23 protein-coding genes and 2 pseudogenes are annotated in these 25,069 nt (G+C 61.0%); 8 read left to right on the plus strand and 17 right to left on the minus strand.

Going from position 1 to position 25,069, the window contains the following annotated elements:
- Positions 1 to 217 precede the first annotated feature (217 nt).
- Complete coding sequence (locus tag ACIPIJ_RS09370; RefSeq protein WP_401075273.1) at positions 218 to 703, plus strand: AAA family ATPase; 486 nt, start codon at positions 218 to 220, stop codon at positions 701 to 703.
- Positions 704 to 832: 129 nt separating this feature from the next.
- Entirely contained in the window at positions 833 to 1,168 is a 336-nt protein-coding gene (locus ACIPIJ_RS09375) for a hypothetical protein (protein WP_401075276.1), read from the plus strand.
- A 40-nt stretch (positions 1,169 to 1,208) separates the two neighbouring features.
- Here the strand turns inward: ACIPIJ_RS09375 and ACIPIJ_RS09380 are convergent, their stop codons facing one another.
- Positions 1,209 to 3,164, minus strand: coding sequence for a hypothetical protein (locus ACIPIJ_RS09380; protein ID WP_401075279.1), 1,956 nt, complete (start codon positions 3,162 to 3,164; stop codon positions 1,209 to 1,211).
- Positions 3,165 to 3,240: 76 nt separating this feature from the next.
- A complete protein-coding gene (locus ACIPIJ_RS09385; RefSeq protein ID WP_401075282.1) occupies positions 3,241 to 3,525 on the minus strand; it encodes a hypothetical protein in 285 nt (94 codons plus the stop codon).
- A 90-nt stretch (positions 3,526 to 3,615) separates the two neighbouring features.
- Here ACIPIJ_RS09385 and ACIPIJ_RS09390 point away from each other — a divergent pair, with 90 nt between their 5' ends.
- On the plus strand, positions 3,616 to 4,608 hold the full coding sequence (locus tag ACIPIJ_RS09390) for a hypothetical protein (protein ID WP_401075284.1): 993 nt from the start codon (positions 3,616 to 3,618) through the stop codon (positions 4,606 to 4,608).
- Positions 4,609 to 4,741: 133 nt separating this feature from the next.
- On the opposite strand, the gene ACIPIJ_RS09395 is transcribed toward ACIPIJ_RS09390, so the two are convergent.
- Positions 4,742 to 6,367: a diguanylate cyclase gene (locus ACIPIJ_RS09395; protein WP_401075758.1), complete on the minus strand. Its 1,626-nt coding sequence runs from the start codon at positions 6,365 to 6,367 to the stop codon at positions 4,742 to 4,744.
- Between the two features lie 215 nt (positions 6,368 to 6,582).
- Positions 6,583 to 6,815 (minus strand): annotated as a pseudogene (locus tag ACIPIJ_RS09400) (phosphonoacetaldehyde hydrolase); the annotation flags it as partial.
- Between the two features lie 192 nt (positions 6,816 to 7,007).
- Between ACIPIJ_RS09400 and ACIPIJ_RS09405 the strand changes: the two are divergent.
- On the plus strand, positions 7,008 to 8,579 hold the full coding sequence (locus tag ACIPIJ_RS09405) for an EAL domain-containing protein (RefSeq protein ID WP_401075287.1): 1,572 nt from the start codon (positions 7,008 to 7,010) through the stop codon (positions 8,577 to 8,579).
- A 172-nt stretch (positions 8,580 to 8,751) separates the two neighbouring features.
- On the opposite strand, the gene ACIPIJ_RS09410 is transcribed toward ACIPIJ_RS09405, so the two are convergent.
- The 8 genes from ACIPIJ_RS09410 to ACIPIJ_RS09445 all read right to left on the minus strand — a co-directional run bounded on the left by ACIPIJ_RS09410 (position 8,752) and on the right by ACIPIJ_RS09445 (position 16,018).
- Positions 8,752 to 9,645 carry a LysR family transcriptional regulator gene (locus tag ACIPIJ_RS09410; RefSeq protein ID WP_401075290.1) on the minus strand — a complete coding sequence of 298 codons (894 nt, stop codon included), beginning with the start codon at positions 9,643 to 9,645 and terminating at the stop codon, positions 8,752 to 8,754.
- Positions 9,646 to 9,727: 82 nt separating this feature from the next.
- Positions 9,728 to 10,780, minus strand: coding sequence for an alpha/beta hydrolase (locus ACIPIJ_RS09415; protein ID WP_401075293.1), 1,053 nt, complete (start codon positions 10,778 to 10,780; stop codon positions 9,728 to 9,730).
- 49 nt (positions 10,781 to 10,829) lie between these two features.
- Positions 10,830 to 11,774 (minus strand): alpha/beta fold hydrolase, encoded by a 945-nt coding sequence (locus tag ACIPIJ_RS09420; RefSeq protein WP_401075761.1) that lies wholly within the window; start codon positions 11,772 to 11,774, stop codon positions 10,830 to 10,832.
- A 121-nt stretch (positions 11,775 to 11,895) separates the two neighbouring features.
- Complete coding sequence (locus ACIPIJ_RS09425) at positions 11,896 to 12,669, minus strand: carboxymuconolactone decarboxylase family protein (RefSeq protein ID WP_401075296.1); 774 nt, start codon at positions 12,667 to 12,669, stop codon at positions 11,896 to 11,898.
- A gap of 228 nt (positions 12,670 to 12,897) precedes the next feature.
- Complete coding sequence (locus ACIPIJ_RS09430; RefSeq protein ID WP_401075299.1) at positions 12,898 to 13,365, minus strand: cupin domain-containing protein; 468 nt, start codon at positions 13,363 to 13,365, stop codon at positions 12,898 to 12,900.
- 59 nt (positions 13,366 to 13,424) lie between these two features.
- Positions 13,425 to 14,417 carry an aldo/keto reductase gene (locus ACIPIJ_RS09435; protein ID WP_401075302.1) on the minus strand — a complete coding sequence of 331 codons (993 nt, stop codon included), beginning with the start codon at positions 14,415 to 14,417 and terminating at the stop codon, positions 13,425 to 13,427.
- 24 nt (positions 14,418 to 14,441) lie between these two features.
- Positions 14,442 to 15,032, minus strand: a complete 591-nt coding sequence (locus tag ACIPIJ_RS09440) for a flavodoxin (protein WP_401075304.1) — start codon at positions 15,030 to 15,032, stop codon at positions 14,442 to 14,444.
- Positions 15,029 to 16,018: an aldo/keto reductase gene (locus ACIPIJ_RS09445; protein WP_401075306.1), complete on the minus strand. Its 990-nt coding sequence runs from the start codon at positions 16,016 to 16,018 to the stop codon at positions 15,029 to 15,031. The genes ACIPIJ_RS09440 and ACIPIJ_RS09445 overlap by 4 nt, the downstream gene beginning before the upstream one ends.
- A gap of 481 nt (positions 16,019 to 16,499) precedes the next feature.
- Between ACIPIJ_RS09445 and ACIPIJ_RS09450 the strand changes: the two are divergent.
- Together ACIPIJ_RS09450 and ACIPIJ_RS09455 are read left to right on the plus strand one after the other, a co-directional pair.
- Positions 16,500 to 16,634 (plus strand): annotated as a pseudogene (locus ACIPIJ_RS09450) (sensor histidine kinase); the annotation flags it as partial.
- Complete coding sequence (locus ACIPIJ_RS09455; RefSeq protein ID WP_401075764.1) at positions 16,585 to 16,851, plus strand: ATP-binding protein; 267 nt, start codon at positions 16,585 to 16,587, stop codon at positions 16,849 to 16,851. The pseudogene ACIPIJ_RS09450 and the gene ACIPIJ_RS09455, both read left to right, overlap by 50 nt.
- 93 nt (positions 16,852 to 16,944) lie before the next feature.
- Here ACIPIJ_RS09455 and ACIPIJ_RS09460 read toward each other — a convergent pair whose 3' ends face one another.
- The 3 genes from ACIPIJ_RS09460 to ACIPIJ_RS09470 all read right to left on the minus strand — a co-directional run bounded on the left by ACIPIJ_RS09460 (position 16,945) and on the right by ACIPIJ_RS09470 (position 18,788).
- Positions 16,945 to 17,454: a ProQ/FinO family protein gene (locus ACIPIJ_RS09460; protein ID WP_401075309.1), complete on the minus strand. Its 510-nt coding sequence runs from the start codon at positions 17,452 to 17,454 to the stop codon at positions 16,945 to 16,947.
- A 257-nt stretch (positions 17,455 to 17,711) separates the two neighbouring features.
- Positions 17,712 to 18,266 carry a YdeI/OmpD-associated family protein gene (locus tag ACIPIJ_RS09465; RefSeq protein ID WP_401075312.1) on the minus strand — a complete coding sequence of 185 codons (555 nt, stop codon included), beginning with the start codon at positions 18,264 to 18,266 and terminating at the stop codon, positions 17,712 to 17,714.
- Between the two features lie 27 nt (positions 18,267 to 18,293).
- Entirely contained in the window at positions 18,294 to 18,788 is a 495-nt protein-coding gene (locus ACIPIJ_RS09470; RefSeq protein WP_401075315.1) for a GNAT family N-acetyltransferase, read from the minus strand.
- A gap of 271 nt (positions 18,789 to 19,059) precedes the next feature.
- On the opposite strand from ACIPIJ_RS09470, the gene ACIPIJ_RS09475 reads away from it, so the two are divergent.
- Together ACIPIJ_RS09475 and ACIPIJ_RS09480 are read left to right on the plus strand one after the other, a co-directional pair.
- A complete protein-coding gene (locus ACIPIJ_RS09475; RefSeq protein ID WP_401075318.1) occupies positions 19,060 to 20,601 on the plus strand; it encodes a gamma-glutamyltransferase family protein in 1,542 nt (513 codons plus the stop codon).
- Positions 20,602 to 20,678: 77 nt separating this feature from the next.
- Positions 20,679 to 21,374: a GntR family transcriptional regulator gene (locus tag ACIPIJ_RS09480; protein WP_401075321.1), complete on the plus strand. Its 696-nt coding sequence runs from the start codon at positions 20,679 to 20,681 to the stop codon at positions 21,372 to 21,374.
- Here ACIPIJ_RS09480 and ACIPIJ_RS09485 read toward each other — a convergent pair.
- Together ACIPIJ_RS09485 and ACIPIJ_RS09490 are read right to left on the minus strand one after the other, a co-directional pair.
- Positions 21,343 to 22,590, minus strand: a complete 1,248-nt coding sequence (locus tag ACIPIJ_RS09485; protein ID WP_401075323.1) for an amidohydrolase family protein — start codon at positions 22,588 to 22,590, stop codon at positions 21,343 to 21,345. The genes ACIPIJ_RS09480 and ACIPIJ_RS09485 overlap by 32 nt on opposite strands.
- A complete protein-coding gene (locus tag ACIPIJ_RS09490; RefSeq protein WP_401075325.1) occupies positions 22,587 to 25,067 on the minus strand; it encodes an ATP-binding cassette domain-containing protein in 2,481 nt (826 codons plus the stop codon). Before ACIPIJ_RS09490 ends, ACIPIJ_RS09485 begins: the two co-directional genes overlap by 4 nt.
- Between the last annotated feature and the right edge of the window lie 2 nt (positions 25,068 to 25,069).

Raw genomic sequence — 25,069 nt, forward strand, 5'->3', positions numbered from 1 at the left:
GATCTGCACGGCGCCAAATAAGATCAGTGCGCCTGCGTCCAGTTGCACATAGGCTAGCGAGAAGAGGGATCTGTTAACCCGATATCATCCCTTTGTGAAGGGCCGCTATGGGTCGTAAGCAGCCGGTCGGGACTGACTGCTCTCGACCCATAGCAGACGTGAATTGCTTCAGCGCTTTACAATCAGCATCATCGGGGTTCGACAAGGAGACGTCTCTATGCCCAAACCAGTGCTGCATCTCATTTCAGGAAAGATTGCATCAGGTAAGTCAACGCTAGCCAAAAGCTTGGCAGCTGAAGGATCGACGGTTCTGCTGAGTGAAGATTACTGGCTCTCACGGCTATACCCTGAACAGATCAAATCAGTAACCGACTATGTGCGTCTTGCGCGCCAGATTCGGGAGGTGCTGGGCCCGCTCGTCATCGATGTTCTTCGGGCTGGAGTGACTGTCGTTTTGGATTTTCCTGCAAATACTCCTCAAGATCGACAATGGCTGGGCGACCTGGCTGACGCAGCCAAGGTTGCGCATCGCGCCCACTACATCGAGGTGGACGATGACACCTGTCGAGACAGGTTGCATCGTCGCAACGACCGTGGTGAGCATGAGTTTGCGGCGACTGACGCGGAGTTTGATCTGATCACTAGCTACTTTCGAGCACCCCATGAAGATGAAGGGCTCCAGATTGAAGTTCACCGAAATTGACGAGTAGCCCCCCGTCAGATTCATTTATCCCTAATGCGGCTTTGGGCCGCTAGCGGCCCACATCGGATGGCCTCTATGGGTCGATAGCAGCCAGCGCTCCCCACGGTAGCCTCAGGAGATACAAGCACCATGTCCTCTACAGCAATCGTTGTTCTTGGCATGTGGTTATACGCGATCGGGTCACTTGCCACATTGCCGTGCAAGATCGTTCGCATGAAGCGGCGATCCGAGGACCTTCGGACCTTTCTGACGCGGCGGCGACTTCTCTTTCTTGGCGTGCTCTACCTGATCACTGCACCGTTGGTAGGAATGCTCATCATCGGCATCACTGCCGCTGGGATAGGCGGCAGCGACGCATCGGGCGTATCTGATACGTTTGTGTTTTTTGGCTGGCTGAACCTGTGGACGTTCATGGTAGCCGGCTGCTTTGCCTTGGTCGGTGCCGGCCTGTGGCATCGCTCCTGATAACTGCGCGAATGCGACGATTCTCAGAGAAAACCAAGGCTCACCAACTTCCTGGCACATCCCAGGCAATCAGGCCGTTCGAGCATCGCCCCCAAAGGTGTTTACCTGATAGGCTCCATTGCAGTTGCGCAAGACCACTGCATTTGGCGTCGTCGGTTTTCAGTGTCAGCGACCGCCCACTTTGCAGGTTCCATAGCACTACCGCATCTTCAGGGCCGCCGGTGCCCATTGCCAGCAGTCGACCGTCAGGCGAGCCCACTGCGGTACTCAGAGAGTCCTGCCCCGGGAGTGTCAGCGAATAGCGAATCTTGCCACTGACGATGTCGATAACATGCAGACCAGGCTTGCGCCGTTGGCCCTCCATCAACACGAAGCCGACGGCAATCCAGCCGCCTTTGGCTGAGCCAAATGGCTCTGGCGTCCATTGCGCCATGCCGCTGTCATCGCGTAAATCGACCTCGCCAAAGCGCCGAGGCAGCTTCACCACGCGCAGCACATGGCCAGTTTTGCCGTCGATTTCGGTGAGCCCGTAAACGTCTTCTACCCATGCGGTGGGCATCAACCCGTCCCAATGTACAGGTTTGATCTGGCTGTTGGTCCGCGATGGCCCCTTCATCATGTCCTGGCGTGGGGTGGCATAGCGCAGCGTATACGTCCATACGCTGCCATCGCCAGCGGGTTGTGCAGCAGGCTCCCACACCTCCAGAGTATCCCGAGGGCCGCGAGAGTTATGGCGGTAAGTCAGCGGTACGCCACTTCCGTCATGCAAGTAGTCCATGTACCTGAAGCCAAGCCGGTCGTGTGTGTCGTAGGCCATGGTATGTGCGGCCAACATTGTGCTTTTCGCGTCAAAACGAATCACCAGACCTTCCAGCGCCAAGTACGCGGTATTACCAATTATATCCCGGGTCAATTGCGACTTGCTGTAGCTCCCCGCAGACGTCCAGACCTCGCGCGGCTCGCCACCTGTGGCGGGTGACCAGTGCAGGAGTGCGCGTGGATAGTTGCGAAACAGCAAGACGCTGTCATCGGCCAGCACGGTGAATTTGTCCGTGCTGCGCACAGCGAACATCGCCGCCGCCTGGAGTATCTTCGCATGGCTGTCCGGCAAGGTGAGTTTGGGCTCGGCAACCAGCGGGGTTGGTGTTGCGGGAGCGCGCCACTGTTCCGGGTTTGCTCCCAGTTGCAGATTAGCCTTGGGCAGTGCACTCAACGCGTCGTAGACCGGGCTCAGCAGTTCCTGGGGCACGTTTTGCCTATGCAAACGATTTGGGGCGGTAGGGCTGAAGATGTCGAATTTGGCCAGCTCCCTTAGCCGACCGATGAAGTTGGCCTCGGGGTTGGGAAACTCGTCGACTCGCGTCAAGTAAACTGCGCTGGCAGGCCGCCCAAAGATAGCGTCAATTTGCTTCACGTTGGCAACGAGAATGCTTGTACTGCGCCCAAACGCACCGTGAGTACGTCGCACGCTACCGTGCCACTGCTTGTAGGGCTCCGTCAAAGGCGCCATGCGCTCGTTGCCTGATTGAAAGCGTAAAGTCCTTTCGATGCGGGCAATATGAGCGGGAATTTCGGAACTCGCCAACGCCCCGTCGCGAACATCCTGCTGCAAACTGGGTAGAACGACCTGATCGACCAGGCCCTTCACCAGGTCGGGTCGACGCGACAGCAGCACCTCACCCCAGTCGTCGCTCAGGCGCGACAACGGTTGTTGAGCAATCTCGTCTTGCACAGGGCCAAGTCGCCTCAAGGCCGCAGCGACTATCGGCATAACTTGGCTGTACGGCAGGTCCACGACGATTTCTACACTGGCAACCCTGCGCCCGTCTTTGGCCAATTCCTGCGATTGCAAAGCCGACGGCAGCCCACGTTCGAGGTCCTCGGCCGCCGGCGGGTGGATCTGCCATCCCTGTGGTAACGCTGCTCCGTGGCCTGAACCACAGCAGCCGATTGCTGCAATGCACAATGCGTGCTTCCAGAAATTTGCCGGTTTCATGCAGATTGCCTCCTTGGCAGTGTGGCGGTGCGGGCTCGCTCCTTGTTGAGACTGCTCAGCCGAAGAAATGAACGGGTTATAAGAGTGGAATTAATGTGGCAACTGCCGCACCGGTTTGAACCAAGAGCATTACCGAGAGCCATTTGGGCTCCCGCCGGATAAACCAGTAAACCGCGTTGAATATCATTGAAATCAGGTTGGTGAGCCCGAGGATTACAAATGCAATGGCGCCCGAGATATTGACGGGTGAAGTGGTTGGCGATTGCAGCACGTAGAGCGCCAGGATCGGGCCCAGGATGACTGTTGTGATCGAAAGGCCTGCGACCGTACGGGTAAGGAGTAAAGCCTCATCGGGCGTCATGCTGGGGATTTCCTTCTCTGATCGGGCTTGGGGCATCACTGCCAATGGGTCTATTCTGCTGCGTTCACGTAAGGGTTAACAAGGACGTCCATGATTCCCGTCGATATGCCGGTCATGTTGCTCGGCTACATGATCTACATTTTTTCCGAGGTTTTTCTCTGGCTTTTCATCGCCGGCCTGATCGCTTTGCTGGTTCCACGAAGCCGTCGTTATATGGTGGCGCGGCGCTGGAGGTTCGGCTTGTTGCTGATGTTGCTGGCAGTCGGTACTGTCCCTTACGTCGAGTCCACCAACAGGCTCTGGCAGGATTGGCGTGCGCACAATCCCCGCCTCGAACACGAGGAAGTGCTCGGTGATTTGGTGCTTCCAGCCGGGACGCGAGTCCATCTGCAAGACCTGGAGCCTTTTAACAACCTGTCCGGCGATCCCGTGCCCTATGGCATGCAGAGCCTGGATCATGCTGATTTCGACCGCACGCCAGGTCACATCATGAGCATGCCTGTGCGTCGTCTGAAACTGGCGCAGGGCCATGGTTTCGCTACGGTCGAGACCCTGTCGGCCCATGAACTGGCAGGATGGAAATGTGAGCCTGGGGAGATCGAGTTCGATTTTCCGTTCGGTGCTCATTTCAAGTTTTCCGAATGGAAGGTGAGTCGATGCACGCTGGCGCCCGGTACCGAGCTGGGCGGCATCGTTTGGCCTGGGGCGGTAAGGGTATCCTCCAACACTCCTGGTTGGCTGGCCGAGTCAGAGGAGCGCCCGGTCAAGGTACTGGGGATCGAAATGCGCTCACTGATCATGATCCTGGATCGCCCATATGGGGAGGGGCGCTGGTGGCAAGGCCACGCGAACCAGCCTTTCGACTTCGGCCCTATTCACTATCCGGCCGACATCCAGGTCAGCCTTGATCAAGGCCAGATGCTGTTCAGTCTGCCACCGGACGCACAAGCCCAGGATCGACATACCGGAGCGCCCATAGAGGGCGGTCAGACAGTGGTCCAGAGCATGGCGGGTCAGGTGTTACGAATACGCACCAACCGCTCCATGGGTGTTTATTTTCCTGACGAAATCATAGTGCGCTGAGGCTAAATGAGCTGAGGCGGGCCGCAGTGTCGGCAATGGGTCGCAAGCTTCCAGTCGTGGATGACCGCTACCGACTCATGGCGGACGGACGCCCAAGCGATGAAAATCATGCGCATGCGGTCATCTGAGTTTTTCAGGCCGTTACACCCATGAAGCACTCCACCCGGTTTCGCCCACTTTCTTTCGCTCGGTAAAGGCAATCATCCGCCCGTTTGAGAACAGTTTCGCACTCTATGCCTTCACCATCACAACTTGCTACGCCAATCGATATTGTTATGTGGCCCACGACCGGAATCTCGTTGTTGGCGACAGCCTGACGAACCCTTTCTGCAATCAAGGTTGCGGCATCCCGGCCTGTGTCGGGCAATATCAGCAGAAATTCCTCGCCCCCGGCCCTGCAAGCCAGATCCGCAGCACGCGAATACTCCGTCAGCGTTTGCGCCACTTCCCTGATCGCCAGATCGCCTTTGTCGTGACCAAAGGTGTCGTTAACCCGCTTGAAGTGATCGATGTCCAACGACAGCACCGAGTAGGCTTGCCCAGCTTGCTGTAGCCCTCGCAGCGCTTCATCCATTGCCCTGCGGTTGGCTAGCCCGGTAAGCGGGTCGGTAAGTGCCTGGTGGTTGAGCCGGCCCATCTTCGCTTGTAACAGTTGCACGCCCGCGAGCATCGCCTGGCGAATGGCCGCGGCCTCGCGATACCAGGCCTTGACCCGCTTCAAGTCGTCGGTAGTCTGGGGGGCGGCAAGTTGCCCCGCAATTGTCGAAAGTTCACGCAAAGGCCGGGAAATCATCAGCGCACCCCCGGCAATCAAGATAATGCCGAAGATCGCAGCCGGGACCATGCCTAAAATCATGTCACGCATCAACGTGCTCAGTGGCGCCAGACTGACTTCTTGCGGCTGCTGGGCAACTACTGCCCAGCCGGGGCCTGACACTTTCGCATAACCTGCCAGCATCGGGACGCCCTTGTAATTACGCACCACCATGGAGCCGGTGTGGCCCGCCAATGCGGCGTCGACAGTCTTGCTCCAGCCAAGCTTTTCGCCCATGCGCGCCTTGTCGGGGTGATAGAGCAAATGCCGATCATGATCAGCTACGAACGCGAAAGTACCCTCATGTTGGAAATGCTGGCTGATCAATGTATGTAGCGAACTTTCCTCCTGCAGATAAATGGAGCCGCCAATGATGCCAATATAGCGATCGGTGGCATCGAAAATCGGTACGGATATGAAGACCACCCGGTTGCCCGCAGCCGACACATACGCCGAACTGACATAGGGTTGCCGGGCTGCAAGTGCTCGGCCGACGGCTTCAGAACGCAACGTAGAGCCGTTAATTTGCAGCGTGTCAGGATACGCATCCAATACTCTCGACGTGGTATCAATGATGGCGATGGAGTTGAAGTCAGCGTCCTGCTGCTGCAGGCGCCGGGCCTCAGCATGCAGAATTTCACTGTTGCTCCAGTGGTAGCGCAGTTGTTCGGCACTAAACTGCAAACGGCTTTGTGCCGCCCGAATGAACTCCTCAATATTTGACGCAAGCTTGGCCGCGTAGGCGCTGTTTGATTCCAAGGCATGTTCGATCAACGCCTCACGCTGCACTCGGTAGGCGGTGACAAGGCTGTTGGCAAATGTGGCCAGCACAGCCAACAGCACAAGCCCTAGAATCAGCAGGCGCAAGTCGAATACCCTCGCCAAGCGATGGGGGCCGCCCAGCGGCGGATTGGTCTGTGATTGCTGTTCGCCAGGTTGGTCCATCATGGCTGGTAACGCCTCGGGTCAATCCGCCACCCCGACACTGCTATAGCCAGCCTCATACCCTCTCCCTTGACTGCTATTTCAAAGGCCCCGCTGGCCTGCGTTAACCTTAGCCAATTTGGGACGATCCACCATCATCGTCGGTTAACTGGTACCGTGCGAGAGGCGGGCTTTTGGCAGCCGTGCCAAAAGCCGGCTGTCGAGCAAGTTGAGCGTCAGACGCTCTGGGGCCTCTCACCTCGTTCAAGTCGCGCCTCAATATCGGCGATCACTCCCGGTAATTCGGCAATAGTGCCGATCAGGTAGTGCGGTCGTGCCCTTCGAACATCTGGCCAATGCGCATACGCGCCTGCTCAAGCTCTGCCTCCGGCAGTGATTTGTACTGTTCCTAGGGCAGGCCAAGTGCATTGCCTGAGCAGGTCCGTGCAACCGTCCACATGCCTATCTTTATTACCTGGCCGAGTGGCGCAGCAGCCGGGTCGTCGACTCATTTTTGTCGATAGCGCTGTAGGGAAAGTGGACAGTTAGCGCGCCATCGACTTCAGTACCAGAGTGCCATTAGCATGGCCTGTTGACCCCCGGCGCCAGTGGCGGGTGCTGCGGGCATGCCGATCCCTTTCCGTTTTCCAAGGCAGGTAACATGAAGCGGTCCACTATCATGCGGCGGGGGCTTTTCCTAAGCTTCCTGGCGGTCGCAGTTCCCTTGGCATTGACCGTCACCTTCAGTTGGCTATTGACCATTCAGTCCACAAAGGCCCGCCTTTCGACCATTGCCCAGATTGCATCCGAGCGCGCCGGAAGCACCTTTGAGCAAGCCTCCCAGGCGCTCAAGAGCATCGCGCTTACCGACCTGCCTCCTTGCTCGCCTGAAGGCATTGATCAGATGCGTATCGTGGCGATGAATACGTTTTCGGTCGAATCTGTGGGCTACGAGGAAGACGTGTTCGCTTGCACCTCCTGGGGCCCAAGTGCACCCCGGCGCAATACCTGGCCGGAAGACTTCGTTATCGACGACGGGGTGAAGGTTTCCATCGATGTGCAGTCCGATAGCGAGTGGGTAAAGCCGATGCTGGCCTTGCAGTACGCAGCCTTCAACGTACTGATTGATCCTGAGCAGTTCCGCGAAGTTGCGCTGGACGAAGGCATCAGGGTGGCGGTAGGCACCCCGCACGGCCGCGCTTTGGGCCCGACCACAACCACTACCGCACATTTTCTGGCGCTGGTACACGCCGGCCCCACTCATGGGTTGAAGGACGGGTTTCTCTACACCCTGGTGCCCCAGCGACATTTCACCGTGGTTGCCGCCATCCCTCGCCAGCAGTTGTTAATTAGTCTGTGGCAACACCAGCTCTACCTGCTGCCGGTCACAATCATCATTGCGGCGTGGCTGCTCGCCGCAGTGCTGCGCTCGTGGAGACGCAAGCTGTCTCCCGTTGCCGCGCTGGAACGGGCGGTCCGCAGGCATGAGTTTGATGTGCACTACCAACCACTCATCGAGATCGAGAACCATCGCTGCATCGGTGCCGAAGCATTGGTCAGATGGCGGAAACCCAGCGGCGAGATGATACCTCCGGACCTGTTCATCCCCCTTGCCGAAGAAAGCGGGCTTATTTTGCCCATTACTGATCAGGTGATTGCGACGGTTCTGAATGAGCTCGGTCCGATGCTGGTGGCCGACCGATCGCTGCATGTCGCCATCAACCTTGCCGCAGCAGATGTTTGCTCGGGTCGATTCTTGCCTGTACTGCAGCGTGAGATCAAGCGAGCCGATGTCCATGCGCAGCAGATCTGGCTGGAAGTTACCGAACGCAGCTTCATCAGCGCAGACGCTGCCCGCAAGACCATCGAACAAGCGCGCCAGGCTGGGTTCATCGTGGCGCTGGATGATTTCGGCACAGGCTATTCCAGCCTGCAGTATCTACAACAGCTCTCCCTTGATGTCTTGAAGATTGATCGATCATTCATTGATAATATCGGCAAGCCAGACGGCAAGGACAGCCTGGTTTCCCATGTTATCGAAATGGGCCTTGCCCTGCGCCTGACACTAGTGGCCGAAGGCGTGGAAACCACCGCTCAACTGGCTTACCTGCGCGAAAACCAGGTCCTCTACGCACAGGGCTGGTTATTCGCCAAAGCGATGGACTGTCATCAGTTTGTCCAGTTCTATAGTCAGCAGGGAGCAACGCTGATCACAGATCCCCTTGCTACTTAATCAAGTTGATCCGGCCGGTGTGAATGACTGCTATCGACCCAAAGCAGCCTTTCACGAAGGCTTCTAAAGATCCATTGCAACCGGTCGCGTACGACTGCAATCGATCAAAAGCATCTACTCATTCGCGGGTTGCTGGTGCGGGTAAAATTTAGACGCCTTGAACGTCGATGACTCAGCGCTTGTAGAGTAACGCTTCAACTACAACGCCGAACGCTGATGAATGTTCACGGCGATTAGGATAGTAGAGATGATAACCGGCAAAGGGTTGGCACCAATCTTCCAACACCCGCACAAGGCTACCGTCGGCTAGCTCCTTCTCCACCATGTCCTCCGGCAGGAAAGCCAAGCCACATCCCGCCACGGCCGCACGCAGGATCGGCACGCTGCTGTTGAATGTCCATTGACCTTCGACACGGGCCTTCAGCTCGTGACCATCCTTTTCAAAATCCCATTGCATCAGGCTGCCATGAGTGGGTAGGCGCAGATTGATGCAATTTTGCGCCGCAAGGTCACCGGGCACCTTGGGCACTGGCCGCTTGTTGAAATATTCGGGTGAGCCCACGACTGCGATGCGCAAGGGTGGCCCGATAGGAACGGCGATCATGTCCTTGGCCACCTGATCTCCCAGGCGTACGCCGGCGTCATAGCGTTGCGCGACGATGTCGGAGAGGGCGTAGTCGACAGTGATTTCGACTTTGATGTCCGGATAGTCGGGGAGCACCTTTAAAAGCTTGGGCCACAGAATATTGTTGGCGGCATGTTCGGACGCTTGAATGCGCACACTGCCTGCCGGGGTGTCACGAAACTCGCTGACCGCGGCCAGTTCGAGTTCGATCTCATCGAACCGCGGCGCCATCGATTGATACAGCCGCTGACCCGCCTCGGTCGGCGAAATGCTGCGGGTGGTACGTGTCAGCAAGCGCACGCCCAATCGGCTTTCCAGTGCGCGCATGGTGTGGCTCAGTGCCGACTGCGAAACGCCAAGCTGAGCGGCCGCGCGGGTGAAACTGCCTTCGCGGGTGATGATCACGAAGGCTTGCAGGTCGTTTAGATTGGCGCGGGACATTGATGAGAACCTCTCATGAGGGGCGCGGGATTAATCCATGAAAGCAGGTTGCACACGAATGCGCGAGCCCTCAAGAGACTGGTTACAAGGTGCGGGCGTAAAACGCGGTCAGTTTGCCAATTGCGGCATCGACATAACGCGGCACCCAGTAGGTCTCGATGTGCGTCGCACCGTCGAGGATAAACACTTCCTTGTCGGTGGTACCGGTGGCTTTGGGCAAAGTATCCTGCGTCATGTACAGGCTGTCGGCTTTGCTGCCGGCGATCATCAGCAACGGTTGGTTGATCAGCTCGATATGGTCAGTGGCGTCGAAACGCATCAGGTCGATCAGGCTGCTGGTGGTGTATTTGAAGGTCGAGTTCGGGTGCGCATGGGTCTTCCAGTAGTACTCATAACCTTGGCGATACAGCTCGAAGGGCAGTTTGGCAATTTGCTCGTCGGTGAGGTTGGCATCGCCCGAGTACAGCACCGCGCCGCCGGCCGCTTCTTGCGCGCGGGCTGCTGACGCCTGTTGCAGGCGTTGATGAATGCTGTCCATTTGCGAGTCGTTGTAGCCGTTGCGACGTACCCTTCCTGAGTTGAACATGCTCACCGTTGCCAGCGATTTGAAGCGTTTGTCAGTTTGCGCTGCCGCCAACGAGTAACCACCGCCACCACAGATGCCGAGCAGGCCCAGGCGCTTGTCATCGACGCCGGCAAACTGGCTGATGAAGTCGGCCATGCCGTGAATGTCTTCGATGCGATACGCCGGTTTATCGATGCTGCGCGGCTGACCACCGCTGGCCCCCTGATACGCCGCATCGGCAGTGATGGTGATGTAGCCTTGTTCGGCCAGGCGTTGGGCATACAGACCGGCGACTTGTTCTTTAACGCCACCATTGGGGTGTGCGACAACCACGGTCGGGTAGGTCTTCTTCGCGTCATAGTTAGCCGGGGTGTAGACGTTGGCGGCGATATCCAGACCGTTGAGCTTGTAGCTGACCGGATAGACGTTGACCTTGCCCGGTTCGTTCTTGCTGATCGCGCCGTCGTAGGCGAGGGTGAACGGGTTCTTTTTGTAATCGGCGGCCAAGGCTTCGCCCGCCGAGAGGCCGACCAATGCCGACATGAATGTGGCTTTGAGAGTGTTTTTCACGTGAAGCTCCTGAGCAATCAAAAGGGCGGCATTTGCAAAAGTGTTTGGGTCAGTCCAGCTGGTTTTCTTTGAGGAATTGCGCGACCAGGTCAGCGATCTGCACGTTGTTCAGATCCGACATGGGGAAGTGGGTATTGCCGAGAATGCCGATCTCCGGCAGATGGATCAGTCGCACATCTCCACCGTGGCGATTAACCGCGTCACGCCAGAGCCGGGCCATTTTCAGGCGTGCGCGCCAACTGTCCTGAGCGGGCAGGTCGACCGCCTGCTCAGGAATGTTGTCGCCGTAGAGGATCAGAATCGGAATGCGCGTGAGGGCCATGAATTGCTCCATCGGCACCGCCGCGCCTTGCACCGTGTCGAACGCGCTGGGAATCGGCGTAGGCACTTCAGCATCAGCAAACACGAAGCTGCTGCCCGGTTCGAACGCCACGATGGCTTTGACCTTGTCGTTCTTGATCGCCGTCAACCATCCCGGCCCGCCACCTTGCGAATGGGTGAATAAAATCCCCGGGCCGATTTTGTCGAACAGAGCTGACACGCCATCAGAGACCACGCTCATGTCGAACGGCCCGGTGTTCGGCGTCATCGCCCGGAAAAACTGCTCGCGGGTCTGGGCATCCTGAGCAAATTGCACGCCGTTGAAGTAGTTGGGCCACAGGCCGATGCGGAACTGGTTGAACCACAGTTGCTCGTCAGGCACAGGCTTGATTGTGGTCTCGACCATGCTACGCCCGGCATCGCCACGCCGTGGCTGATCGATCAGGTAGACGCCGTAATGGCGGCGCAGAAAGATGTTCTGAAAGCCTTCGCGACCATCGGCGGTGGTTTCCCAGGTCTTGGAAAACTGACCCGCCCCGTGCCACATGACGATGGGCAGTTTTCGCGCATCCACCGGGATTTGATAGAAGGCGTAGACGTGGTCACCGTGGTAGGTCTGGCCGTTGGGCGTCATCGGTTGGTGCGGGTTGAAGGTGCCCGGTGCAGTGGTCACCGTTCCGCCGGCGGCGAAGCTGCCTTGCTGTTGAATCAGCAACGAGCCATTGGGGTGGTTGGTGCAGGCCGCCAACAGGCTCAACAGCGTGATGCTCAGCAGGTACTTTGCACATTTCATGTCATTTCCCCGAAGCCGCGAGGGTCTGGGTCAACGCAGTACTGGCACGTTCAGCCGTCTGCGCATCGCCGTGTTTTTTCAGCAGTTCGGTGACCTCGTGCAACTGTGCCGTGCTCAGACCGACGCGCAAGCTCGCCGTCATGTGCGAGCGCAACTGCGGCTCGACACCTGGTGTTGCCGCCAGCGCCCCGACGGTCGCCAGTTCGCGGCTTTGCCAGTCGAGGTTGTCACGCTCGAAGATGTCGCCGAACAGGTGGGTTTGCAGGAACCGGTTGATCACCGGAGCGAACTCGAACACCGGGCCTTTCACCGGGGCGCCAGATATCTTGGTTTGATTCGCGGTGCCAGCAACCAGCAGCTCATCCCCGACCGGAATCGCCCGGCTCGGCTCACGCCCCGGCGCGTCTTCGATACCGCGCTGTTTGCGCGCATGCACGACCGTCATAAGCTCGTTCAAGGCGTTGAGGCTGCGCGGGAAGCCCACATACGCGTAAAGCTGCACCAGAATTTCCCGGGCTTCGCTGATGGACAGGCCGGCATCGAGCCCCTGATTGAGCGCGGTGTTGAGGTTGGGCATATCGCTGGTCGCCATGAACGCGGCGATCAGAGGGATCGTTTGTTGTTGGCGCGACAAGGTGGCTGCGCTGGCGGGCTTGCTTACCATGATCTGCGATGCCTCGGCTGCTTGAGTGGTAACGCTGAACATCGCCCCAATACCCAGACAAAGCGCCATGAGTGCGGGAAGAGCAGTGCTGTTGCGTGCGTCAGTGGTCATCTTGAAGGCTCCGTCCATTGCGGATCACTGCGATCTCGCCGGATCCTACGGAGGAAGGTTGTGTCGATTAACCCCGAAATTGCGCATGGACTTCTGAGCAAAACTCATGAGTCGGCATTGCCATAACCGCTGTAATTCGGGAACGACCCCGCTGATGCGGGGCTTGGAGGGCAGAAGACGGTTTGCGACCAAGGTGCCGGGCGAGCGGCTTTGACACATTCCGTAACTTCATTGGCCGGCGTATTGCGCCTCCGAGACCTGTTCCGCCCAGGTGACGGTCTTGCCGTCCTCGGCTTCCGCGATGGCGATATGGGTCATGCCGTTGCTGGCCGTGGCACCATGCCAGTGCCGGGTGTGTGGCGGAATCCAGACAGTGTCGCCCGGTCGGATTTCCTGTCGCGGGCCACCCTCTTGTTGAACGTAGCCGACGCCTGCGGTAACGATCAGCGTTTGCCCTAGCGGATGGGTGTGCCACGCCGTGCGTGCGCCGGGCTCGAAGGTGACCGTGCCGCCGCCGACGCGCGCCGGCGCATCACCGTTGAACAGGCCATCAACGCGCACCGTGCCAGTAAAGTTTTGAGCCGCGCCCTTGACCGAGGGCTGTGAGCCGTTCGGCGTAATGCGTATTTCGCTGGCAGCCTGGGCTTCTGCCGCCATGAATGACAAAGCCACGAGTGGTGCGATCAATCGGTTCATCGGGTCAACTCCAGTCAGGCGTGAAAGCGGCGCCGCACGTGGCGGCGCGTTGGGCAGGCTCAGAGCCCAGTCATCTTCAGTGCCGATTCCGGCAGGCGTTCACCGTGTACTTGAATCTGCGCCATTTGTTCGTTGATCTCGCGCAGATCGTCGCCGGTCAATTGCAGCTCCACTGCGCCCAGGTTTTCTTCCAGTCGGTGGAGCTTGGTCGTGCCGGGGATCGGCACAATCCACGGTTTCTGTGCAAGCAACCAGGCCAGCGCGACTTGCGCCGCAGTAGCGTGTTTGCGTTGTGCGACGGCTTTCACCACCTCGACCAGCGCTAGATTGGCCTTGCGGGCTTTAGGGGAAAAGCGCGGAACGAAGTTGCGAAAATCGCTGGCGTCGAACTGCGTGTGCTCGTCGATGTGACCGGTGAGGAAACCAGCGCCGAGCGGGCTGAACGGTACGAAGCCGATCCCCAGTTCTTCCAGCACTGCCAGCAACTCCAGCTCCGGGCCTCGCCAGAACAGCGAATATTCGCTCTGCACCGCCGTGACCGCTTGCACCGCGTGTGCCCGGCGGATGGTTTCCACACCCGCTTCAGACAGGCCAAAATGCTTGACCTTGCCCTCGGCGATCAGCTCCTTGACGGTGCCGGCGACGTCTTCGATGGGGACTTGTGGATCAACGCGATGCTGATAAAGCAGGTCGATGCAATCGGTGCGCAGACGCTTCAACGACGCCTCGGCCGCCGCGCGGATATGCTCCGGACGGCTATTGGTGCCGCCGTTGCGTGCGCCGGTGATCAGGTCGATATCGAAGCCAAACTTGGTAGCGATGACGACCTGCTCGCGGATGGGCTGCAAGGCTTCACCCAATAGTTCTTCATTGGCGAACGGGCCATACGCTTCGGCGGTGTCGAACAAGGTGATGCCTTGCTCGTGGGCTGAACGAATCAGCTTGATCATGCCGGTTTTTTCGGCAGCCGGCCCATAGGCTGAGGTCATGCTCATGCAGCCAAGGCCCAGTGCGGACACTTGCAGGCCGTTGCCCAACTTGCGGATCTTCATGATGTCACTCCGTACTGAATTCGATCAACGCGTGAGGGGGTGATCGCTCAGCCAGCCGTTCACGCGTTCCATGGTCTTGCGCTCCTGCTCACTCTCCATCACAAAACCTTCCAGAACCCTGGCCTTCGGCGCGTGCTCGACCAGCACGCTGCGGCTGTTGCCCAAGCCATAACCGCCGTGGGTATTGAAGGGGATGAGGGTCTTGTCGGTCAGGTCGTGGGCGCTGAGAAAGGCGCGCACGATGGGTGGGGCGGTTTCACCCCAGATCGGAAAGCCGAGATAGAGCGTGTCGTAGTCGCGGAGGGCGTGAACCGTGTCTTGCAGCTCGGGCTCGAAGCCGCTGTCTCGCTCCTGACGCGCCTGCTCCACGGTTTGCAGATAGTCCTCGGGGTAGGCGTGGGCCGGACGAATCTCGAAGAGATCGGCACCCAGCCCTCGCTGGATCAGCCCTGCAACGACGCGGGTATTACCCGAGCGCGAGAAATACGCGACCAGAATCCGCGAGCCTGAGCGCGGTGTTTCACTGGCGCCTTGGGTGCCTGCGAGCGACAGCAGCGGGGCGCTGGCCAGAGCGGCGATCACCGTGCGCCGCAGCGGATCATGATCGTTGCTCATCGACCGACTCGCGCCTTGAGTGCCTCGGGATACCGCTTGCCTTCGATGCGGATCTGCGCCAACGCTGTATCAATTGCCTTCAGTTCGAGGGCTTCGAGGGTGATGTCTGCGCCGCCGAGATTTTCTTCCAGGCGATGCAGTTTGGTCGTCCCTGGAATCGGCACAATCCACGGCGCCTGCGCCAGCAGCCATGCCAGCGCAATCTGCGCGGGTGTGGCTTGTTTTTGCGCGGCTATCTCGCGGATCAACACCACCAGGGCCTGATTGGCTTGCAGCGCCGACTGGCTGAAGCGCGGGACGATGCTGCGAAAATCATCGCTGCCGTAGGTGGTATCTGCCGACACCGTGCCGGTAAGAAAACCTTTGCCCAAAGGGCTGAACGGCACGAAGCCGATGCCCAACTCCCAAAGCGTCGGCAGGATTTCCCGCTCAGGCTCGCGCCACCACAATGAGTATTCGCTTTGCAGTGCTGCGACCGGCTGCACCGCGTGTGCACGGCGAATGGTTTGCGCACCGGCTTCCGACAGGCCGAAGTGCTTGACCTTGCCTTCGCCAATCAAGTCTTTCACCACGCCGGCGACGTCCTCGATCGGCACGTCCGGGTCAACGCGGTGCTGGTAAAGCAGGTCGATGTAATCGGTCTTCAGTCGACGTAAAGAACCTTCGACCGCGACCCGGATGTGCTCGGGGCGGCTGTTGAGAATCTGCTGCTTATTGTCTTCGCCGAAGGTGAAGCCGAACTTGGTGGCGATGACCACTTGATCGCGCACCGGTGCCAGAGCTTCGCCCACCACCTGTTCGTTCACGTAGGGGCCGTAAACCTCGGCGGTATCGAAGAACGTGACGCCCCGGTCAAACGCCGATCGGATCAGCGCAATGGCCTGTTGTGTATCAGTCGCCGGGCCGTAGCCATGGCTCAAACCCATGCAACCCAAGCCCAGAGCTGACACTTCAAGTGAACTGTTTCCGAGTGTGCGCTTGTGCATCTGGATCTCCCAAAATTTGATGTTGGGAGAACAGTAAGCGAGCTACCGAGTGGGGACTAGACGGTTAAATCGGCAAGGGTTCATGAAGTCTGTTCATCAATCACATAAGGTGGGCGGTAGGACTTTATCCGTGCCCTGAGCAAGAGCTAAGAAACAGACCTTACGTTCGCGTTTGAAGGAAGACATCGAGCGGCCGCTTCTGGCCGTTTGCTGCCCTCAATCACCGGCAGCTATGGGTCGGTTTCAGCCGGTCATGGCAGGCAGAAATCGGCCATAAGCAATCGGTGGAACACATGGGGTCGAGCAGTCCGAGGAGGAACATATGGCCATGGTGGTTTTCGGCGTTGGGGCTTTCTTCCGAACGGTATTCAGCTATTGCCGAAGTCACTCGGTTATCGAAGAACTGCGCACTGCCTTCCCCGACGCCAGGATTGTTTTGCGTGAACAGGCGGCCATCGCAGGGTTATTTGACCCCGCACGGATGGCCCAAGTCTTTTCGAATTTGATTAGCAACGCAATCTGCCATGGTGATCCAGCTCTCCCGATCCATGTGACCGTATTTGACCATGAAGGTCATCCGTGCGTCAGTGTCCATAATTGGGGAGAAGTCATTCCCCCTGAGGCCATGCCGCATCTCTTCAAGCCGGAAGGGCGTTACTCGAGCTACGCGGCCGGTGATAGGGGGGGCAGCAGGTCTGGGCCTGGGGTTGTTCATCGCAGCAGAGATAGTGGCCAGCCATGGTGGCAAAATTCAGGTCATGTCATCAGTAGAGGGGGGAACCGTGTTTGAGGTGATCATGGCTCCTTCATCACCCGCTGAGCACTCCCTGTAAGTGCGCGCCTATAGGGCGCGCGGTTATGTCACTACTCAATGACCTTGCCAGCGATCCGAGTGGTTGGCGACATGACATCGAGCGTGACTGAATTCAGTCTGTAGCCTGCTCCACGGCGGTATCGCCGGTGGGGGCCGGGGCCGGCGCTTTGGCCTTCGCACGGTTGCGACGATCCTGGCTTCGTTGGCGGGAAGCCTGCTGCTTCGCATGCAGCGCCTGGGCGGCGGTCACCGTCCCAGCGGCTTGTCCGTTCAAGTCCAGGCGCGGCGCATTTTCCACCATGCTTGCCCAGTATCGAGCGCCCCGGCACCAGGTGGAGATCCCCAGCTTGAGCTGTTCCTGGGTTAGCCCGAGCAACTCCAGGTGCTGTTCTGCATCCTTGAAAATGCCTTCCTTCAGCGGAACCTTGGGGGCCGGATTGACAGGGAAGGCCAAAGGGAAATGCTTCTGCAATGGCCAGATCGCGGCCACTGCCGGGTCCTGCTCACGAGGCTTGGTCTGCGGGGCCGGCTTGCGCTTGGGGGGGGCCGGGCGATCGCCATTGGCCTGCTTTTTTTCAGCCCGCAGGCGGTCGCGTAGTTCAGCTAGTTGTTCAAAACCCATCGTTCAATTCACTGCTTCGAAGTTGATTGCGTGGGCTAAGGATAATCCATGCAGCCCAGGGAAACAGCTGAAACACGACAAATCGCTTGTGGTTTCGTGCATGCATGTTGGCCACTGCTAGCCGAAAACAGCCTATCGCGACCGGCAGCGCTCGGTTTATTGCGGGCATCTGCATGCCGGGGCCGGTGCTGACTACGATCATGCGCTAGCCTCGCGCGCTGCTTCCTGCTGGCTCGCAGGCCAACGAAAGGCGCCACTCAATCATCTTGTGCCTCAGGTGCGCGGAAGGCCTTGCTGTAGTAACCAGAGGGGTCGAAACAGCAAACTTGCTGCTTGCCGGATGCAAGCATGTCGCAGGCGCTGGCCATTCGTTTTGCGCGTGTTGCGGACTGTTTGGCTGACGTCATCCAGTGTATCCAGTCTACTCGCGCGAGGGTCGTCGTCGTGTTCCAAACCAGACGCGCTTGAGGGGCGGCTGCCAATGCTTCCTGAAAATCCGCCGGGATGTCAGGTTCGGGCTCTTTCTTCACTGGGGTCAATTCCAGCACAACGGTATCGCCAATGGCGGCATTCGCGGCTTCGAGTAAAGCCGCACTGATCTGCAGCCAATGGCTGAGCTGACCATCCGGCTCAAGGGTCGCCTGAAAAGGGTGCCCATTCATTTTGCCTTCAACGGTCGTCCTTCCTCGCCGCGGAAGCCGAGCACTCGCGTCTTTGGGCAGCACGACGAACGCCCATGACGAATCATTTCCGGGTTTTGCCGGCCGAAGAACTCTTGCTTCGAATCGGGAAGTCATGGTGATTGCTGTCATTGCAACGCCTCCAGTAGAAAGCGGTTGCTATCGCGTTATGGATTTGGCCATCTCCGAGGTTCCTGCCCAACCGATTTGCGCATAGACCGGTTTGCCCGTCTCGGTGGCGTGCAGCACGGCGAAGGTGATGCCTCGTCGAGCGAACTCCGCTTCAGATGCTTGCATCAAAGCCGAAGCCAGCCCTCGGCGACGGTAGGCCGGCTCGACGAACACATTCAACACGTACCCGCGCTTGTCCAGGGTTGGGTGCGATGGATGGGGAGGCCAGTCAATGCTCATCAGGCCAACGGAAGCGACCGGTTGGTCGCCATCCACAAGCTTGAATCCGTAATACCGGCCGTCATCGAGCCGCGCCTGTAGCCAGGGGCGAAAGTGCTGAGTCATGACCTGTAGTTCTTCAGGACTGCCACCCGCCTCAAGAAACATCTCCTGGCGATGCGAGCAGATCATCTCAACGTCAGAGGGCCCAACAGCACGGCACTCCAGCCCGGAAAATCCCACACACCCTTGTGATTCGACCATCGTTTACCCAGCGTCAGTAGCGTCCATTGATAAGCAAGCAGCCTATGGCACGTTCAGGCGTATTTGCAATGGACTGTCGGGGACGGTGTGAAACATCTGCAGGCGCAAGCGCGCGATGCATGCTGCCCGCACAGCGCACTGTGAGTGCCGTTGGGTGCACTGGATCAGGGCGTTGCACGTTGGGATTGGTTGATTGGTCTAATCACCAGCCATCCGGGTGATTGGGAACGATCCTTGCTGATTGCTAGCAATATTCGAAAAGGAGCTAGCAATGAAACAGTCCCTGGTCGCCCAATCCCGTGGTGGCGTACTCTGCACCCCACACCCCTTGGCCAGCGCGGCGGGCCTGGAGGTGCTCGACGGCGGCGGCACTGCCATCGACGCCATGTTCGCCGCCAGTGCGGTGCTGGCGGCGGTGTACCCCCACATGACCGGCCTGGGCGGCGATGCACTGTGGTTGGTGCATGATGACCAGGTACGCACCATCATCGGGATCGGCCAGGCGGGTAGACGCTTGCCCGAGGTGGGCGCGATCAGCCTGCGGGGGGCCGCCTCGGTGGCGACCACGGCCGGTGCGATGGCCAGTTGGGGCAGGGCCAAGGCAGTGAGTGAACAGTGGGGGTCGCGGCTGAGCTGGGCTGATGTGCTGACCGGTGCGGCCGGGCTGGCCCGTGAAGGGGTGCAGGTGTCGCCGTCGCAACTGTTCTGGCAAGCGCAGCGCGCCCGCCTGATCGAAACCCTGCCCAGCCTGCAGCCCCTGTGCGTCGGCGAGGGCGAGCGGTTGCGCCAACCCGCGCTGGCCAACAGCCTGGAGCAACTGGCACGGCGTGGCCCGCAAGACTTCTACAACGGCGAGCTGGCAGAGGCGTTTGGCGTGGCGTTCGATGCGCTGGGCTGCGGCCTGACCCTGGACGATCTGCGCGCCACCCGTGCCTACCTGGCAGCGCCTGTCTCCGTCCGTTATCGCCAGGGGCGGCTGTACAACGTGGCACCGCCAACGCAGGGCCTGTACACGCTGCGCGCCATGGCGGCGCTAGAGAACGTCGACCTGGGCGAAAACGGTACGCCGCGCTACTACCACCTGCTGGTCGAAGCGATCAAGCAGGGCCTGCTGCAACGCAACCATCAACTCCACGACCCGCTTGCCTCTGGCTGGGACTTCGAACAGGCCCTGGCCCAGCCAGCGGCCATCCTCGATGCACAGCACGCCTCACCCTGGGCCGAGCCCGGGCAACCCGCCGACACCGTGTGGATGGCTGCCACCGACCGCGCCGGGCGCAGCGCTTGTCTGATCCAGAGCCTGTTTCACGACTTCGGCTCGGGCTGCATCCTCGGCGATACCGGCATCCTCTGGCACAACCGCGCGGCCGGCTTCAACCCGCAGCCTGGGCACAGCAACGCCTGGGCGCCCGGCAAGCGGCCGGCGCACACGCTCAACCCTTCGGCGTACCTGGCCGATGATGGGCGGCGCTGGTTCTTTGGCACCCAGGGCGGCGATGGCCAGCCGCAGACGCAGATGGTGCTCGCCACCCAGCTGATCGACTACCGGCAATCGGCCGAGGCGGCGTTGCGGGCACCGCGCTTCCTGCTTGGCCGTAGCTTTTTCGACAGCACCGACAACCTCAAGCTGGAGGCCGATATCGGCGCAGCGGTGCTGGAAGGGTTGGCGGAGCGCGGCCACGAGATCGAGACCACGCCCGTGCTCAGCCCGTTGATGGGCCTGGCCGGTGTGATCGCCATCGATGCTGACAACAACCGCACGGCCGCCTACGACCCGCGCAGCCAAGGCAGTGCCCTCGGCCAGCAGGATTGATGAGCCATGCCGATTGCCGCGGCGCAAGGGCCGGCGGATAATGCCGGCCGAATGCGTATGAGGGTTTTGAGGTCGCGATGAAAGGCAAGACGGTCAGCAGCAAGCAACAGGAAGTCCAGCGCATCGCCGAGATGCTTGCCAAGGCTATCGCCCAGCACCGCCTGCGGCCTGGCGTGCGGCTGGTCGAGGCGCACATCGTCGAGACCTTGCAGGCCAACCGCAACCACGTGCAGGCGGCGCTGCAGCGCCTGGCCATGCAGCGTATCGTCGACATCGAGCCCAACCGCGGCGCCACCGTGGCGCAGCCCAGCGCGCGGGAAGCGCGCGAGATCTTCGCTGCCCGCCGTGCGGTGGAGCGGGCGATCGTCGAGGCCATCACGCCTGCGCATATCGCCGAGCACCAGGTGCGCATCGAGCAACACATGCACAACGAACGCGCCGCAACCGCCAGCACCGACCGCCGCGCGATCGTCCGCGAGCTCAGCGAGTTTCACCTCTTGCTAGGGGAGGTGTCCGGCAACCAGGTACTGGCCGATATCCTCGGCAACCTGATGGTGCGCAGCTCCTTGATCGTCGGCCTCTACCAGCGGGGCGACAGCCCGCCCTGTGCCTCGGACGAGCACCAGGCGATCATCGATGCGCTGCGTGCGGGTGACACCCAGGCCGCCGTGGAAGAAATGATCGAGCACCTGGACGAACTCGAGGGCCAGTTGGCCCTCGACGATGTGGACGCGCCGGAGGTCAACCTGCGTCAGGCACTGTCAGGGCTGTAAGCTGCGCGGGGAACAGCTCTGCGGGCGGCCGGCTGAAGGTCTGCCGGCCACGCTTGAAACCCATCAGCGGCGCGGCGATACGGCCGATTACCTCGGCGGGCGAGGGCGCATCGAATACCACGAAGTCTGCCCGGCAACCCGGCTCCAGGCCATAGTCGGCCAGGCGCAGCAGGCGCGCCGATTGCCGCGAAATCCAGCCCAGGCACAGCAGCAGTTCCTGCGGCGTACCCAGTTGGGCGACGTTGGCGTACAGGTTGGCCTGGCGCACCAGCGAGGCGTCCCCGTAGGGCGTGAACGGGTTGCCGATATTGTTGCTCGACAATGAGCAGGTCACCCCGCATTCATGCAGCTGGGCCAGCGGCGCCAGGCCCCTGGGTTTGTCGTGGAAACGGTCGCGACCCGTGAGGAACAGGTCGGTGGCCGGAAGGCAGGTCACCTGCACGCCGGCTTCGGCCAGCGCGCGGCCCATGTTCATCAGTTCGGCCTGCGGCAGCGCCGAAAGCTTGGTCACATGGCCGACGGTGACCCGGCCCTGCCAGCCGTGCTGGTGGGTGCAGCGGATGACTTCACCGAGGGTCATGCCGGTTACCTTAAGGTCGAAGTCCAGGTGCAGGTCCAAGTCACGGTCGTAGGCCACCGCCAGTTCGAACAGGCGGCGGATTTGCGCGTGCGGGTCGGTGTCGGTGTAAGGGCAGCCGCCGAGCACCTCGGCGCCTTCATCCAGGGCCTGGCACAGCAGGGCTTCGGTACCGGGGTTGTCGAGCATGCCTTCTTGCGGGAAGACGCAGATTTCCAGGGTCACGGCCCAGGCATAGTCGGCCTGCAGCCGGCGGATCGCGCGCAGGCCGATGAGACCGATGCCGGGGTCGATCTCGACATGCGTGCGCAGGTGCGTGGTGCCCTGCACGATAGCTTTCTCCAGCACTGCGGCGCCGCGGGCGTACACATCGGCTTCGGTGAACTCCGCCTTGGCCAGGCGGGTTTGCGCGATGGCTTCGGCCAGTGTGCCTTCACGCAGTTGGCAGCGCGAGAGGATGCAGGCCTTGTCCAGGTGGATATGGGTTTCGATCAGGCCCGGCAACACCAGCCGGCCACCCAGGTCGAGGGTGGGCGCTGGCCGGCTCAGTCGCGTGACGAAGTGGCCGTCCTCGATCAGCAGCCGGCTCAGTTGCGGGCCACCGTCCAGACGTACATTGATCAGCTCCAGGTTGCTCATGCGGCGGCTCCTGCGCCCAGGTAGGCGGCTTCCAGTTGCGGGTCGCCGCGCAGTTGCTCGGCGCTGCCATGTTTGACGATGCGCCCGGTCTCCAGCACGTAGGCGCGGTCGGCCACCTGCAGCGCCAGGTTGGCCATCTGGTCGACCAGCAGCAGGGTCACGCCTTCGTCGCGCAGGGCGGCGAGCGCGTCGTACAGTTCGCCGATCATCGCCGGGGACAGGCCCAGGGACGGTTCGTCCAGCAGCAGGATGCGCGGCTTGGCCATCAGCCCGCGGCCAATCGCGACCATCTGCTGTTCACCGCCCGACAGCAGCCCGGCGGGGCTGTCGATGCGCTCGCGCAGGCGCGGGAAGCGGCTGAGGATAGCCGCGATCTCGGCGTCGGCATCGACCGCGTCCTGGCGAACGTTGGCGCCCAGCAGCAGGTTCTCGCGCACGCTCAGCTGGCCGAACAACTGGCGGCCCTCGGGCACCAGGGCCAGGCCGAGGCGGGCGATCTGGCTGGCATCCAGGCTTTCGATGCTGTCGTTGTTCAGCACGATGCTGCCGCCACGCGGCCGGTGCAGCCCGGCGAGCGCCTGGAGGATGCTCGACTTGCCAGCCCCGTTGGCGCCGAGAATGGCAATCAGCTCGCCGGGGTTGACCACCAGGTCGACGCCTTCGACCACGGGCGCGGCGCCATAGTCGATGCACAGGTCGCGCACGTGCAGCACCGCATCGCGCGAGCCGGCCCAGGCCTGCGCACGCGGCTGCGCCTGGTACTCGGTGCCGCCCAGGTAGGCAGCGATCACCTTGGGGTTGCAGCGCACCTGCTCGGGTGTGCCCCAGGCAATCGGCTTGCCGGCATCGAGCACCAGCAGCCGCTGCGACACCGCCATCACCAACGGCATGTCGTGTTCGACCAGGATGATCGCCAGGTTGAATGCGGCCAGGCGTTGCAGCAGCGTGGCCAGGCGGTCGGTGTCCTGGCGGCCGAGGCCGGCGGCCGGTTCGTCGAGCAGCAGCACCTGCGGCCGGCTGGCCAAGCCCCTGGCGATCTCGACCAGGCGGCGGTCGACGTGGGGCAGGTCATCGGCTGGGGCGTGCAGGTTGCCCCGGTAGCCGACCAGCGCCAGCAGCTGAATCGCCAGTGCCTTGCGGCTGGCCTGCTGGCGGGGCCACGGCCGTTCGATGGCGCCCTGCTGGAAGGCCAGCAGCAGGTTTTCCAGCACGCTCAGTTCGCCGAACAACTGGGTAGTCTGGTAGGTACGGGCGATGCCGGCACGGGCGATGCGCCAGGCCGGTTGCCCGGCCAATTCGCGGCCCAGCTGGATTGAGCCGCTGTCGGTGCGGTAGAAGCCACTGATCAGGTTGAGCACGGTGGATTTGCCCGCGCCGTTGGGGCCGATCAGGCTGGTGATGCTGCCAGGCAAGGCCTGCAGGCTGACCTGCTGGGCTGCTTGCACGCCACCGAAGCGGATACCGATGCCCTCGACGGTCAGCCCGTGTTGCGCGCCACCGGCGAAGAACGCCTGCAGCGTGGCCGTGTCGGGCTGCGCGGTGACCGGCGCGTGCGCTGGCCGCCAGAAGCGCCGGGCAAGGCTGCCCAGCACGCCGCGCGGCGCCGCCCACAGCACCGCCAGCAGCAACAGCGAAAACGCCAGCAGCCGGTACTCGGCAAAGTCCGCCAGCAATTCCGGCAACAGTACGATCACCAGCGCGCCGAGCACGGGCCCGAACAGCAGGCCGGCACCCCCGACGATCACCGCCAGCACGAACAGGATCGACTGCGAAAACGGAAACGCCGCCGGGTTGATGAACATCAGCACCGGCGCCACCAACGCGCCAGCCGCACCCGCCAGGCCGGCCGAGAGGGCAAAGGCGAGGGTGCGCGTCTGCACCGGGTTCACGCCCAGCGAGCGCGCGGCGATTTCCGATGCCTTCACCGCGCGCATCGCCAGGCCCCAGCCGCTGCGCTGCAGGCTCCAGTAGAACAGCAGCGCCGCCAGCATCAGCAGCACCGCGCCCAGCGCCAGCAGCACCGCCGGGTCCAGGGTGCCTAGCTCAGGCAACGGGATACCCATCAGGCCATTGGCCCCACCGGTGACGCTACGCCACTCGATCAGGCCGTTGTGTACCACCAGGGCAAAGGCGATGGTGATCATTGCCAGGTAAGGCCCGCTGACTCGCAGCGCCGGGATCGCCAGCAGGCCGCCGAGCAACGCACAGCCAAGGGCGGCCAGCGGCAGGGCGCCAGCCAGCGGCACCCCGGCAAGCGTCAACAGGGCCGACAGGTAGGCGCCGATGGCATAGAAAGCGATGTGGCCGAAGGACATCTGCCCGGACAAGCCGATCAGGATGTTCAGGCCGACGCCGACGGTGACCGCCAGCGCGTACAAGGTCAGGATCAACAGCCAGTAGCTGTCCAGGCCCAGTGCCAGGCCAATGCTGGCGGCCCCGAACAGGGCCAGCCCAACGGGGGCGAGTCGCTCGCGCATGG

This window comes from Pseudomonas sp. NPDC087185 (genome assembly GCF_044744955.1).
GTDB lineage: Bacteria > Pseudomonadota > Gammaproteobacteria > Pseudomonadales > Pseudomonadaceae > Aquipseudomonas.